Genomic DNA, 12,583 nt, shown 5'->3' with positions numbered 1-12,583 from the left:
TGGGCGAGGACTTCGAGCCGGAACCCTAGGCCGAAGCCGGCGGGTACAGCGAGCGCGGGAGCTGGGACGCCGCCGCGGTGTCCAGGAGCCACAGGGTGCGGCTGCGGCCGTAGGCGCCCGCCGCCGGGGCCTGGATCTCGCCCGCGCCGGACAGTGCGATCGCCGCCGCCGACGCCTTGTCCTCGCCGGCCGCCAGCAGCCACACCTCGCGGGCCGCGCGGATCGCCGGCAGCGTCAGCGTCACCCGGGTCGGCGGGGGCTTGGGCGCCCCGTGGACGCCGACGACCGTGCGGTCCGTCTCGCGCACCGCCGGCAGCTCCGGGAACAGCGACGCCACGTGCGTGTCCGGGCCGACGCCCAGCATCAGCACGTCGAACGCCGGCACGGGGCCGTGGTCCTCGGGCCCCGCCGCCGCTGCCAGTTCCTCCGCGTAGGCGGCCGCCGCCGCCTCCACGTCGTCGCCGTGCGGGCCGTCCGAGGCGGGCATCGCGTGCACCCGCTTCGGATCGAGCGGCACCGCGTCGAGCAGTGCCTCACGGGCCTGGGTGACGTTGCGCTCCGGGTCGCCCTCCGGCAGGAAGCGCTCGTCGCCCCACCACAGGTCCAGCCGCGACCAGTCGACCGCGTCCCGGGCCGGTGCGGCCGCCAGCGCGGCCAGCAGGCCGTTGCCGTTGCGGCCGCCCGTGAGGACCACCGACGCCGAGCCCCGGGAGGACTGCGCGTCCACGATCCGGGTGATCAGCCGAGCCGCCGCGGCCTGCGCCATCAGCTCCTTGTCGCGGTGGACGACCAGCTGGGGAGTCGTGCTCACCTCGGGTCCCCCTTCCGCACCGGTTCCGGCGTCGGCGGCTGCTGCTTCACCGGTGCCTGCGCCGTCGCCTGCGCGGCGGGAGCTTTCGCAGCCTCCTCGACCGGGGTGGGGACACCGAGCCGGTCCCGTCCGCCGCCGCTTCCGGACCCACCGCCGGACCCCGGTTCTCCTTTGGCCACCGCCTGCTCCTGCGAGGCCGTCGCCGACCCGGAATCCGTCAGCCGCTCCACGCCGTAGCGCAGCGCCGAGGCGTAGGTGTCGTCCGGGTCGAGCCGCCGCAGCTCCTCCGCGATCAGCTCCGCCGTGTCCCGGCGCTTGAGCGCCACCGCGCGGGGCGGCTGGCCCTCGATGGTGAGCGTCGCCAGGGAGCCGTCGGCCCGGTCCAGCTGGATCGGGCCGCAGTCGGTGTCCATGCGGACCGCCGTGAGCCCGGGGCCGCCGGACCGGGAGCGCTTCACGGGAACGTCCAGCCGGTCCGCGAGCCACATCGCCAGCAGCTCGCAGCTCGGGTTGAACTCCTCGCCCTCCACCTCGACGGCCTTCACCTCGCAGGTGATCTGGTCGAGCGCCGCCGCCAGCATCGAGCGCCAGGGCGTGATGCGCGTCCAGGACAGGTCCGTGTCACCGGGGGTGTAGGCCCCGGCCCGGGTGGCCAGGTCCCGCACCGGCTGCTCGGAGGCGTAGGTGTCGGTGACGCGGCGCTGCCCGAGGGCCCCCAGGGGGTCCTTCGCCGGGTCGAGCGGAGCGTTCACCGGCCACCAGACCACCACCGGGGCGTCCGGCAGCAGCAGCGGCAGCACCACCGACTGGGCGTGGTCCACGACCTCGCCGTACAGCCGGAGGATCACGGTCTCGCCGGTGCCGGCCTCCGCGCCGACGCGGACCTCCGCGTCGAGGCGGGACTGTGTGCGGTCCCGGGGGGAGCGGGAGACACGCTTGATGACGACGAGCGTGCGCGAGGGGTGCTCGCGCGAGGCGTCGCTCGCGGCCTTCAGCGCGTCGTAGGCGTTCTCCTCGTCCGTCACGATGACCAGCGTGAGCACCATGCCGACCGCCGGGGTGCCGATCGCCCGGCGGCCCTGCACCAGCGCCTTGTTGATCTTGCTGGCCGTGGTGTCGGTCAGGTCTATCTTCATGGCCGGCGCCAGCTCCGTCCGTGTCGCTCGAGCATGTCGTCCGCCTCGGCCGGGCCCCAGGTACCGGCCGGGTACTGGGCGGGCTTGCCGTTGGTGTCCCAGTACTCCTCGATCGGGTCGAGGATCTTCCAGGACAGCTCGACCTCCTCGGTGCGCGGGAAGAGGTTCGAGTCACCCAGCAGGACGTCCAGGATGAGACGCTCGTACGCCTCCGGGCTGGACTCCGTGAAGGACTCGCCGTACGCGAAGTCCATCGACACGTCCCGGATCTCCATGGACGTGCCCGGCACCTTGGAGCCGAAGCGGACCGTGACGCCCTCGTCCGGCTGGACGCGGATGACGATCGCGTTGGAGCCGAGCTCCTCGGTGGCCGTGGAGTCGAAGGGGGAGTGCGGGGCCCGCTGGAAGACGACGGCGATCTCCGTCACCCGGCGGCCCAGCCGCTTGCCCGTGCGCAGGTAGAAGGGGACGCCCGCCCAGCGGCGGTTGTCGATCTCCAGCTTGACCGCGGCGTAGGTGTCGGTCTTGGAGGAGGCGTCGATGCCGTCCTCCTCCAGGTAGCCGCGCACCTTGGTGCCGCCCTGCCAGCCGGCCGCGTACTGGGCGCGCACGGTGTCGCGGCCCAGGTCCTGCGGCAGCCGCACGGCCCCGAGCACCTTGGTCTTCTCCGCGGCGAGCGCGTCCGCGTCGAAGGAGGCGGGCTCCTCCATCGCGGTGAGCGCCATCAGCTGGAGCAGGTGGTTCTGGATGACGTCGCGGGCGGCGCCGATGCCGTCGTAGTAGCCGGCCCGGCCGCCGATGCCGATGTCCTCGGCCATGGTGATCTGCACGTGGTCCACGAAGGACCGGTTCCAGATCGGCTCGAACATCGTGTTGGCGAAGCGCAGCGCCAGGATGTTCTGGACGGTCTCCTTGCCCAGGTAGTGGTCGATGCGGAAGACCTGGTCCGGGGCGAAGACCTCGTGGACGACCTTGTTGAGCTCCTCGGCCGACTCCAGGTTGTGGCCGAACGGCTTCTCGATGATCGCCCGCCGCCACGAACCGCCCGGCTGGTCGGCCAGCTGGTGCTTCTTCAGCTGCTTGATGACCACCGGGAAGGCCGACGGCGGCACCGAGAGGTAGAAGGCGAAGTTCCCGCCCGTGCCCTGCGCCTTGTCCAGCTCCTCGATCGTGGAGCGCAGCCGCTCGAAGGCGTCGTCGTCGTCGAACGTGCCCTGGACGAACCGCATGCCCTGGATGAGCTGCTGCCAGACCTCCTCGCGGAAGGGCGTGCGCGCGTGTTCCTTGACCGCGTCGTGCACCTCCTGCGCGAAGTCCTCGTGCGCCCACTCGCGGCGGGCGAAGCCCACCAGCGAGAAGCCCGGCGGGAGCAGGCCCCGGTTGGCGAGGTCGTACACGGCCGGCATGAGCTTCTTGCGGGAGAGGTCGCCCGTGACGCCGAAAATGACCAGGCCCGACGGCCCCGCGATGCGCGGGAGCCGTCGGTCCGCGGGGTCACGCAGCGGATTGCTGCTCGACACCTGTTCAGCCCTCCGAGGGGGCGAGGCGCTTCAGCTCGGCCTCGGTCGACTTCAGCAGGTCGTTCCAGGAGTCCTCGAACTTCTCGACTCCCTCCTTCTCCAGCAGCTGCACGACCTCGTCGTACTTGATGCCCAGCCGCTCGACGGCGTCGAGGTCGGCGCGGGCCTGCTCGTAGGTGCCGGCGACGGTGTCGCCGGTGATCTCGCCGTGGTCCTCGGTGGCGAACAGGGTCGCCTCCGGCATGGTGTTCACCGTGTTCGGGGCGACGAGGTCGGTGACGTACATGGTGTCGCTGTACGCCTTGTCCTTGACGCCGGTCGACGCCCACAGCGGACGCTGCTTGTTGGCGCCGGCCTTCTCCAGGGCGTTCCAGCGGTCCGAGGAGAAGACCTCCTCGTAGGCCTGGTAGGCGAGGCGGGCGTTGGCCACGGCGGCCTTGCCACGCAGCGCCTTGGCCTCGTCGGTGCCCAGCGCATCGATCCGCTTGTCGATCTCGGTGTCCACGCGGGAGACGAAGAAGGACGCCACGGAGTGGATCTGCGACAGGTCCAGGCCGCGCTCCTTGGCCTTCTCCAGGCCGGTCAGGAACGCGTCCATCACCTTGCGGTAGCGCTCCAGGGAGAAGATCAGCGTCACGTTGACGCTGATGCCCAGGCCGATGGTCTCGGCGATCGCCGGGATGCCGGCCTCGGTCGCCGGGATCTTGATGAGGGTGTTGGGCCGGTCCACCAGCCACGCCAGCTGCTTGGCCTCGGCGACCGTGGCCCGGGTGTTGTGCGCCAGGCGCGGGTCGACCTCGATCGAGACCCGGCCGTCCTTGCCGCCGGTGGCGTCGAAGACGGGCCGCAGCACGTCGGCGGCGTCGCGGACGTCCGCCGTGGTGATCATGCGGATGGCCTCTTCGACGGTGACCTCACGGGCGGCCAGGTCGGTCAGCTGCGTGTCGTAGCCGTCGCCCTGCGAGATCGCCTTCTGGAAGATCGACGGGTTGGTGGTGACGCCCACGACGTGCTGCTGGTCGATCAGCTCGGCGAGGTTGCCGGACGTGATCCGCTTGCGCGACAGGTCGTCCAGCCAGATCGCCACGCCTTCCTCGGAGAGGCGCTTCAGTGCGTCTGTCATGGAAATTCCATCTCCTACGTGTCGTATATGAGCGTCAGCGCTGAGCTGCGGCGATCGATTCCCGGGCGGCGGCGGCGACGTTCTCCGCGGTGAAGCCGAACTCCCGGAACAGCACCTTGCCGTCGGCCGAAGCACCGAAGTGCTCCAGGGAAACGATGCGGCCGGCGTCCCCCACGTACTTGTGCCAGGTGAGGCCGATCCCGGCCTCCACCGCGACACGGGCCCGGACGGACGGCGGCAGGACGCTGTCCCGGTACCCCTGGTCCTGCTGCTCGAACCACTCCACGGACGGCATCGACACCACGCGCGTGGGCACGCCGGCGCCCTGGAGCTGCTCGCGCGCCTCGACGGCGACGTGCACCTCCGAGCCGGTGGCGATCAGGATGACCTCGGGCGCAGCACCCTGCCCTTCGGGCCCTTCGGCCTCGAACAGGACGTAGCCGCCCTTGGCCGCGTCGTCGTTGGGCTCGTAGGTCGGTACGCCCTGGCGCGTGAGCGCCAGACCGTGCGGCTGGCCCTTGCCGAACTCCTTCGTCCAGCGCTTGAGGATCTCGCGCCAGGCGATGGCGGTCTCGTTGGCGTCGGCCGGGCGGACGACGTTCAGGCCCGGGATCGCGCGCAGCGACGCGAGGTGCTCGACCGGCTGGTGCGTCGGGCCGTCCTCGCCGAGACCGATGGAGTCGTGCGTCCACACGTACGTCACCGGCAGGTGCATCAGCGCCGACAGCCGCACCGCGTTGCGCATGTAGTCGGAGAACACCAGGAAGGTGCCGCCGTAGATGCGGGTGTTGCCGTGCAGCGCGATGCCGTTCATCTCGGCGGCCATCGCGTGCTCGCGGATGCCGAAGTGGATCGTGCGGCCGTACGGGTCCGCCTCCGGCAGCGGGTTGTCCGCCGGGAGGAAGGAGCTGGTCTTGTCGATGGTGGTGTTGTTGGAGCCGGCCAGGTCGGCCGAGCCGCCCCACAGCTCGGGGATGACCCCGCCGAGCGCCTGCAGCACCTTGCCGGACGCGGCACGCGTCGCGACGCCCTTGCCGACCTCGAAGACCGGGATCTTCTCCTCCCAGCCCTTGGGCAGCTCGCCCTGGGCGATGCGGTCGTACTCGGCGGCGCGCTCGGGGTTGTTGTCCCGCCACTGCTGGTACGCCTTGTCCCACACCGCGCGGGCCGCCCTGCCCCGCTCCAGCGCCTTGCGGGTGTGCTCGATGACCTCGTCGGAGACCTCGAAGGACTGCTCCGGGTCGAAGCCGAGGACGCGCTTGGTGGCCGCGACCTCGTCGTCGCCGAGCGCCGAGCCGTGCGCGGCCTCGGTGTTCTGCGCGTTCGGCGCCGGCCAGGCGATGATCGAGCGCATCGCGATGAAGGACGGCCGGTCCGTGACGGCCTGGGCCTGCTGGATCGCCTCGTGGATCGCGGCCGGGTCCAGGTCGCCGTTCTCCTGCGGCTGCACCCGCTGCACGTGCCAGCCGTAGGCCTCGTACCGCTTGACGGTGTCCTCGGAGACGGCCGTCTCGGTGTCGCCCTCGATCGAGATGTGGTTGTCGTCCCACAGCAGGATCAGGTTGCCGAGCTTCTGGTGGCCCGCGAGGGAGGACGCCTCGGAGGAGATGCCCTCCTGGAGGCAGCCGTCACCGGCGATGCAGTAGACGAAGTGGTCGAAGGGCGACTCGCCCTCCGGGGCCTCCGGGTCGAACAGGCCGCGCTCGTAGCGGGCGGCCATCGCCATGCCCACCGCGTTGGCGACACCCTGCCCCAGCGGGCCGGTCGTCGTCTCCACGCCGGTGGTGTGCCCGTACTCGGGGTGGCCGGGGGTCTTCGAACCCCAGGTGCGGAACGACTTCAGGTCGTCCAGCTCCAGGCCGAAGCCCGCCAGGTACAGCTGGGTGTAGAGGGTCAGGGACGAGTGGCCGGCGGACAGCACGAAGCGGTCACGCCCGACCCAGTCGGCGTCCGCCGGGTCGTGCCGCATCACCTTCTGGAAGAGGGTGTAGGCGGCGGGCGCGAGGCTCATCGCCGTACCCGGATGGCCGTTGCCGACCTTCTGTACGGCGTCGGCGGCCAGGACACGCGCGGTGTCCACGGCCCGCTGGTCCAACTCGGTCCACTCGAGGTCTGTGGTGGTCGGCTTGATGCTCACCCTGGGTCAGGGCTCCTCTCCACATGTTCGGATGCCGGTGTATCGGGGCGCCCACCGGCCGCAGTCGAGCCTACCCCCGTGGGACGTGCGATTTTCCGAGTCACTCCAGAGTGCCGGGCGTCATCGCGATCCGCCTCCCGACTGGGCCGTACCGCATTCGACAGGTGAATACGGAGCCGCTCATCCGGGTGCTCAATCGAGCTTCGAACCGCCCGTCCGAAGCCCCTCGCCAACACGAGGCGACCCCCGCGAATGTCCGACTCTGGGCAACGTCTAAAGTGGCGTGGTACGCGCGAGCCTTTACCGTCACTTCACACGGTGGGGCTCGCTGGACTGTCTCTGTAGGGGTGTGCGTGACGGCCGTTGAATCCCGTCCAGCGGGGATGCTGGGGACGGACCAGAGCCCGGCCCACCGGCCGTTCGGGGCCCGTGTCAAGGGCTTCGTGGCTCTCACCAAGCCGCGGATCATCGAGCTGCTGCTCATCACCACGGTGCCGGTGATGTTCCTGGCGGAGCAGGGCGTGCCCGATCTGACGCTGGTGCTGCTCACCTGCGTCGGCGGTTACCTGTCGGCGGGCGGCGCCAACGCGCTCAACATGTACATCGACCGCGACATCGACGCGCTGATGGACCGCACCTCGCAGCGCCCGCTGGTCACCGGCATGGTCAGCCCGCGCGAGTGCCTCGCCTTCGGCATCACCCTGGCGATCGTCTCGACGCTGCTGTTCGGCCTCACCGTGAACTGGCTGAGCGCCTGGCTCTCCCTGGGCGCCCTGCTGTTCTACGTGGTCGTCTACACGATGATCCTCAAGCGCCGCACCTCGCAGAACATCGTCTGGGGCGGCATCGCCGGCTGCCTGCCGGTGCTGATCGGCTGGTCCTCGGTCACCAACTCGATGTCCTGGGCCCCGGTCATCCTGTTCCTCGTCATGTTCTTCTGGACGCCGCCGCACTACTGGCCGCTGTCCATGAAGGTCAAGGACGACTACGCGCGCGTGGGCGTGCCGATGCTGCCGGTGGTGGCCTCCAACAAGGTCGTCGCCAAGCAGATCGTGATCTACAGCTGGGTCATGGTCGGTGTGTCGCTGCTGCTCACCCCGCTCGGCTACACCGGCTGGTTCTACACGGCGGTGGCCCTGCTGGCCGGCGGCTTCTGGCTCTGGGAGGCCCACGGCCTGCAGAACCGCGCGAAGGCGGAGGTGACGGGCGCCAAGCTCAAGGAGATGCGCCTGTTCCACTGGTCGATCACCTACGTCTCGCTGCTGTTCGTGGCCGTCGCCGTGGACCCGTTCCTGCGCTGACGCACGTCACACCGACCAGCCCTCGCGAGTCGATCTACCCGTGAGTAGCATCCTGGTCATGGCAGAGACGCAGCAGGCAGACCCGAAGGCCGAGCGCAAGGTGGCCCGGCTGGCCCAGCAGATCACCTCCTTCTCCAAGGCCCACGGCGGTGCCGAGGGCCAGGTCGCCTACCTCGGCGAGCGCGGCGCCCGCATCGTCCTGGTCGGCGAGGACGGCGGCTGGGGCGACCTGGTGGCCCCGACCTACGAGATCGCCGAGAAGGCCGTCGAGAAGGCGGGCATCACCCGACACGAGTCCTTCGACGGCGATCTCGCCGCGAAGGTGAGGACGGGCCGCTACGAGTGGTCGCGGATGGCGGGCATCCAGGTGGGCGGCCCCAAGAACGACTGACCGGATCCGGGGCGCGGGGCCGGATCGGTGTGCGGTTCCGCCGCGTGGGTGTGACCAGCCACGACGGCCTCGCACCGCTGGACCCACCGGTCCTCCCGCGACGGCCCCGCGACCTCACACCCGGTTCACCCGTTAGGACCCTTGAGAGCGACAGGGTCCACCCCGGGAGGCCCGGATGATCGAAACGCCGTCACTGGTGGACCAGTACTGCCACGGAGTACTCCGCACGGAGCTGGGCCTCGGCACCTTCGAGGCCCACCTCGCGCGCACCGAGGGCCCGCCCGCCCCCGGCACCACCCTCTTCGACACCCAGACCGGGTTCGCGGTACGGCGCTGGTGCCCGCCCCTGCTCGGCCTGGAGCCGCACTGCCCGCCCGCCCGGTACCTCGCCCGGCGCCGCGAACTCGGTGTCCTGGAGGCCGGGCGAAGACTCCTGCGCGGCAGCGGCATCACGACCTATCTGGTCGACACCGGGCTGCCCGGCGATCTGACCGGCCCGGCGGAACTGGCTTCCGCCGGATCCGCCGGGGCCCACGAGATCGTGCGGCTGGAACTGCTCGCGGAGCAGGTCGCCGACACCTCCGGAACGGTCGAGTCGTTCCTCGCGAACCTCGCGGAGTCCGTGCACGCCGCCGCCGCGCACGCCGTGGCCTTCACCTCCGTGGCGGGTGTGCGCCACGGCCTCGCGCTCGCGCCGGAGCCGCCCGGGCCGGGGGAGGTGCGCGGGGCGGCCGGCCGCTGGCTCGCGGGGCGCGGGGTCGGCGGGGAGCTGAGTGATCCGGTGCTGCTGCGGCACCTGCTGTGGAGCGCCGTCGCCTCGGGGCTGCCGCTGCAACTGCACGCCGGACTCGGCGCCCCGGGCCTGCGCATCGATCGGACCGACCCGGTCCTGCTGACCGACTTCGTCCGCGCCACCGCCGGGCTGGGCACGGACCTGGTGCTGCTGCACGGCTACCCGTACCACCGGCACGCCGCCCATCTGGCCGGTGTCTTCCCGCACGTCCACGTCGACTGCGGTGCCGCCCTGGTGCGCACCGGCGCCCGGGCCGCCACGGTGCTCGCCGAGATCCTGGAACTCGCGCCGTTCGGCAAGATCCTGTTCTCCACCGGCGCGCAGGGGCTGCCCGAACTGCACGTGGTGGGCGCCCGCCTGTTCCGCGAGGCCCTCGGCCGGGTGCTGGGGACCTGGGTCGCCGAGGGCGCCTGGTCCCTGGGGGACGCCCAGCGGGTCGCGGGCATGCTGGCCTCGGCGAACGCGCGCAGGGTGTACGGCCTCGCCGAGGACGCCCGCGCCCCGGGCCCCTTGCCCGGCCCGGGGCGGGAGCGGGCCCTGCTCTAGGCCTTCGTCAGGTTCGGCTCGGCGGCGGGCCCGGGCACACCGGACAGCGGCTGCGGCCGCTCGCGCAGCGACAGCACCACCCGCAGCACCCAGATCCACATCACCGCGGAACCGAGCATGTGCAGGCCGACCAGGATCTCCGGCAGATCGGTGAAGTACTGCACGTAGCCGATGGCGCCCTGCGCGAGCAGGATCAGGAACAGCTCGCGGGTGCGGTGCAGCGGGCCGCCGGGCGCGTCGACCGCCTTGAGGACGAACCACAGGGCGAAGGTCAGCGTCACCACGATCCACGCCAGCACGGCGTGCAGCTTGCTCACCGTCTCCCAGTCGACCGGCATCCGCTCGACCTCGCTGGAGTCGCCCGCGTGCGGTCCGGCGCCGGTGACCACGGTGCCGACCAGGATGAGCAGCACCGCCGCCGCGACCAGGAACCACACCAGCTGCCGGACGGCGTTGCCGACCAGCGGGCGCGGCTCCCCGTCGCCCTCCCGGGTGCGGTGCCACATCACCGTCGCCACCGCGATGAGCGCGGACGTCGCCACGAAGTGCGCCGCGACCGTGTAGGGGTTCAGGCCGACCAGGACCACGATGCCGCCGAGGACCGCGTTGCTCATCACGATCCAGAACTGGGCCCAGCCCAGCCGGGTCAGCCCCCGCCGGTACGGCTTCTGCGAGCGTGCGGCGATGATCGCCCACCCGACGGCGGCGCACAGCACGTACGTGAGCATGCGGTTGCCGAACTCGATGGCGCCGTGGAAGCCCATCTCGGCGGTCGAGGTGAGCGAGTCGTCGGTGCACTTGGGCCAGGTCGGGCACCCCAGGCCCGAGCCGGTCAGCCGCACGGCACCGCCGGTGACCACGATGAGCACCGACATCACGAGTGCGGACAGGGCGGCGCGCCGGACGGTCCGGGGGTCCGGGGTCCAGCGTGCGGCGATGAAGGCGAGCGGGTTGCGCAGGGCCGCCTGGGCGTCGGCACGGGTCACGTTTGGCACGCGTCCCATCGTAGGGCGCTGCTTGTGCACGCTTTCACGAGGGTCCGCCGCGGCCCTTGTCCCACCAGGGTCGGGTGCCGCCGCCGGTGGCGAGCGTCACGCCCGGGCGGGTCACTCCCAGCGGAAGAAGCGCCCGGCCGCGGCGAGCCCGGCCACCGCCCAGACCGCGAGGATGCCCACGTCGCCCCAGGGCATCGCGGCCCCGTGCTGCAGCACGTCCCGCAGTCCGTCGGACAGGGCGGCGATGGGCAGCAGACCGAGGACGTCCTGGACGCCGGAGGGGAACTTGTCGAGGGGGACGACGACCCCGCCGCCGACGAGCAGCAGCAGGAAGACCAGGTTGGCGGCGGCGAGCGTCGCCTCGGCCTTCAGCGTGCCGGCCATCAGCAGCCCGAGGCCGGAGAAGGCCGCCGTGCCGAGGACGAGGAGCAGCAGCACGGCGAACGGGTTGCCGTGCGGGGACCAGCCGAGCGCGCACGCGATCACCGTGAGCAGCAGTACCTGCAGCACCTCGGTGACCAGCACCGACAGTGTCTTGGCCGTCATCAGGCCCCAGCGCGGCAGGGGCGAGGCGGCGAGCCGCTTCAGCACCCCGTAGCGCCGCTCGAAGCCGGTCGCGATGGCCTGGCCGGTGAACGCGGTCGACATCACCGCCAGCGCGAGGACACCGGGGGCGAGGAAGTCCACCGCCTCGCCGGAGCCCGTGTCGACGATGTCCACCGTGCTGAACAGGACCAGCAGCAGCGTCGGGATGACGACGGTCAGCAGCAGCTGCTCGCCGTTGCGCAGGAGCATCTTCGTCTCCAGCACGGCCTGGGCGGCGATCATGCGCGGCAGGGGCGCCGCGCCGGGCCTGGGGGAGTAGGTGCCCGTCGCGGTCATGAGCGCAGCTCCTTGCCGGTCAGCTCGAGGAAGACGTCCTCCAGGGTGTGCCGCTCCACCGAGATCCTCTCCGGCATCACCCCGTGCTGGGCGCACCAGGAGGTGACCGTCGCGAGCAGCTGGGGGTCGACCTTGCCGACCACCCGGTACGAGCCCGGCGTCAGCTCGGCGGCGGAGCAGTCGGCGGGCAGGGCCTTGAGCAGGGAGCCCACGTCGAGACCGGGCCGGCCGGTGAAGCGCAGGGTGTTCTCGGCGCCCCCGCGGCACAGCTCCTCGGGGGAGCCCTGGGCGATGACCCGGCCGGCGTCGATGATCGCCACGTCGTCGGCGAGCTGCTCGGCCTCGTCCATGTAGTGCGTGGTGAGGATGACCGACACGCCGTCGGCGCGCAGGTCCCGGACCAGGTCCCAGGTGGCGCGGCGGGCCTGCGGGTCGAGTCCGGCGGTCGGCTCGTCCAGGAAGACCAGCTCCGGGCGGCCGACCACGGCCATCGCCAGGGCCAGCCGCTGCTGCTGGCCGCCGGACAGCCGCCGGTAGGACGTGCGCCCGCAGGAGCCGAGGCCGAGGCGCTCGACGAGGGCGTCCACGTCGAGGGGGTGGGCGTGCAGCCTCGCCACGTGGCGGAGCATCTCCTCGGCGCGCGAGCCCGAGTAGACGCCGCCGGACTGGAGCATCACGCCGATGCGGGGCCGCAGGTCCGCGGACTGCCGCACCGGGTCCAGGCCCAGCACGCGCACGCTGCCGGAGTCCGGCCTGCGGTACCCCTCGCAGGTCTCGATCGTGGTGGTCTTGCCCGCCCCGTTGGGGCCGAGCACGGCGGTCACGCCCGCGCGGGCCTCCAGGTCGAGCCCGTCCACCGCGGTCTTCGTGCCGTACCGCTTCACCAGGGCCTGGACCTGGACCACGGGCTCACTTCGCATGGGTCCAGAGTCTAGGGAGGCGCGCGCG

At 71.7% G+C, this 12,583-nt stretch carries 11 protein-coding genes; 3 read left to right on the top strand and 8 right to left on the bottom strand.

What is annotated here, in order from left to right:
• Positions 1-25 precede the first annotated feature (25 nt).
• Genes pgl through tkt form a run of 5 tightly spaced genes read right to left on the bottom strand, consistent with a single transcriptional unit; the run spans position 26 to position 6,727 of the window.
• A complete protein-coding gene (pgl, locus tag ACZ6ZN_RS07725) occupies positions 26-811 on the bottom strand; it encodes a 6-phosphogluconolactonase (protein WP_398112322.1) in 786 nt (261 codons plus the stop codon).
• Positions 808-1,947 carry a glucose-6-phosphate dehydrogenase assembly protein OpcA gene (opcA, locus tag ACZ6ZN_RS07720; protein ID WP_469644087.1) on the bottom strand — a complete coding sequence of 380 codons (1,140 nt, stop codon included), beginning with the start codon at positions 1,945-1,947 and terminating at the stop codon, positions 808-810. Before opcA ends, pgl begins: the two co-directional genes overlap by 4 nt.
• Entirely contained in the window at positions 1,944-3,467 is a 1,524-nt protein-coding gene (gene zwf / locus ACZ6ZN_RS07715; RefSeq protein ID WP_398112324.1) for a glucose-6-phosphate dehydrogenase, read from the bottom strand. Before zwf ends, opcA begins: the two co-directional genes overlap by 4 nt.
• 4 nt (positions 3,468-3,471) lie before the next feature.
• Positions 3,472-4,590, bottom strand: a complete 1,119-nt coding sequence (tal, locus tag ACZ6ZN_RS07710; protein WP_398112325.1) for a transaldolase — start codon at positions 4,588-4,590, stop codon at positions 3,472-3,474.
• Positions 4,591-4,624: 34 nt separating this feature from the next.
• Positions 4,625-6,727 (bottom strand): transketolase, encoded by a 2,103-nt coding sequence (tkt, locus tag ACZ6ZN_RS07705; protein WP_469644083.1) that lies wholly within the window; start codon positions 6,725-6,727, stop codon positions 4,625-4,627.
• Between the two features lie 383 nt (positions 6,728-7,110).
• Here tkt and ACZ6ZN_RS07700 point away from each other — a divergent pair, with 383 nt between their 5' ends.
• The 3 genes from ACZ6ZN_RS07700 (at position 7,111) to ACZ6ZN_RS07690 (ending at position 9,758) form a co-directional block, all read left to right on the top strand.
• Positions 7,111-8,028 carry a heme o synthase gene (locus ACZ6ZN_RS07700; RefSeq protein WP_451879830.1) on the top strand — a complete coding sequence of 306 codons (918 nt, stop codon included), beginning with the start codon at positions 7,111-7,113 and terminating at the stop codon, positions 8,026-8,028.
• 58 nt (positions 8,029-8,086) lie between these two features.
• Entirely contained in the window at positions 8,087-8,419 is a 333-nt protein-coding gene (locus tag ACZ6ZN_RS07695) for a hypothetical protein (RefSeq protein WP_451879829.1), read from the top strand.
• A gap of 175 nt (positions 8,420-8,594) precedes the next feature.
• The gene (locus ACZ6ZN_RS07690; protein WP_469644080.1) at positions 8,595-9,758 is read left to right on the top strand and encodes an amidohydrolase family protein; all 1,164 of its coding nucleotides are present in this window, start codon (positions 8,595-8,597) and stop codon (positions 9,756-9,758) included.
• On the opposite strand, the gene ACZ6ZN_RS07685 is transcribed toward ACZ6ZN_RS07690, so the two are convergent.
• The 3 genes from ACZ6ZN_RS07685 to ACZ6ZN_RS07675 all read right to left on the bottom strand — a co-directional run bounded on the left by ACZ6ZN_RS07685 (position 9,755) and on the right by ACZ6ZN_RS07675 (position 12,555).
• Complete coding sequence (locus tag ACZ6ZN_RS07685; protein ID WP_398112329.1) at positions 9,755-10,762, bottom strand: COX15/CtaA family protein; 1,008 nt, start codon at positions 10,760-10,762, stop codon at positions 9,755-9,757. The genes ACZ6ZN_RS07690 and ACZ6ZN_RS07685 overlap by 4 nt on opposite strands.
• A gap of 102 nt (positions 10,763-10,864) precedes the next feature.
• The gene (locus tag ACZ6ZN_RS07680) at positions 10,865-11,635 is read right to left on the bottom strand and encodes an ABC transporter permease (protein ID WP_469644077.1); all 771 of its coding nucleotides are present in this window, start codon (positions 11,633-11,635) and stop codon (positions 10,865-10,867) included.
• Positions 11,632-12,555 (bottom strand): ABC transporter ATP-binding protein, encoded by a 924-nt coding sequence (locus ACZ6ZN_RS07675; protein WP_469644074.1) that lies wholly within the window; start codon positions 12,553-12,555, stop codon positions 11,632-11,634. Before ACZ6ZN_RS07675 ends, ACZ6ZN_RS07680 begins: the two co-directional genes overlap by 4 nt.
• Positions 12,556-12,583: the final 28 nt, after the last annotated feature.

The sequence above is a fragment of the Streptomyces sp. NPDC053665 genome (genome assembly GCF_055585285.1).
This window is presented reverse-complemented; position numbering and strand designations above follow the sequence as displayed.

What these genes read in the sequence shown, in the direction of transcription:
- ACZ6ZN_RS07685 (WP_398112329.1), bottom strand. Translation starts at nt 10,762, where the DNA reads ATGGGACGCGTGCCAAACGTGACCCGTGCCGACGCCCAGGCGGCCCTG.
- ACZ6ZN_RS07690 (WP_469644080.1), top strand. Translation starts at nt 8,595, where the DNA reads ATGATCGAAACGCCGTCACTGGTGGACCAGTACTGCCACGGAGTACTC.
- tal (WP_398112325.1), bottom strand. Translation starts at nt 4,590, where the DNA reads ATGACAGACGCACTGAAGCGCCTCTCCGAGGAAGGCGTGGCGATCTGG.
- ACZ6ZN_RS07680 (WP_469644077.1), bottom strand. Translation starts at nt 11,635, where the DNA reads ATGACCGCGACGGGCACCTACTCCCCCAGGCCCGGCGCGGCGCCCCTG.
- ACZ6ZN_RS07700 (WP_451879830.1), top strand. Translation starts at nt 7,111, where the DNA reads ATGCTGGGGACGGACCAGAGCCCGGCCCACCGGCCGTTCGGGGCCCGT.
- opcA (WP_469644087.1), bottom strand. Translation starts at nt 1,947, where the DNA reads ATGAAGATAGACCTGACCGACACCACGGCCAGCAAGATCAACAAGGCG.
- ACZ6ZN_RS07675 (WP_469644074.1), bottom strand. Translation starts at nt 12,555, where the DNA reads ATGCGAAGTGAGCCCGTGGTCCAGGTCCAGGCCCTGGTGAAGCGGTAC.
- ACZ6ZN_RS07695 (WP_451879829.1), top strand. Translation starts at nt 8,087, where the DNA reads ATGGCAGAGACGCAGCAGGCAGACCCGAAGGCCGAGCGCAAGGTGGCC.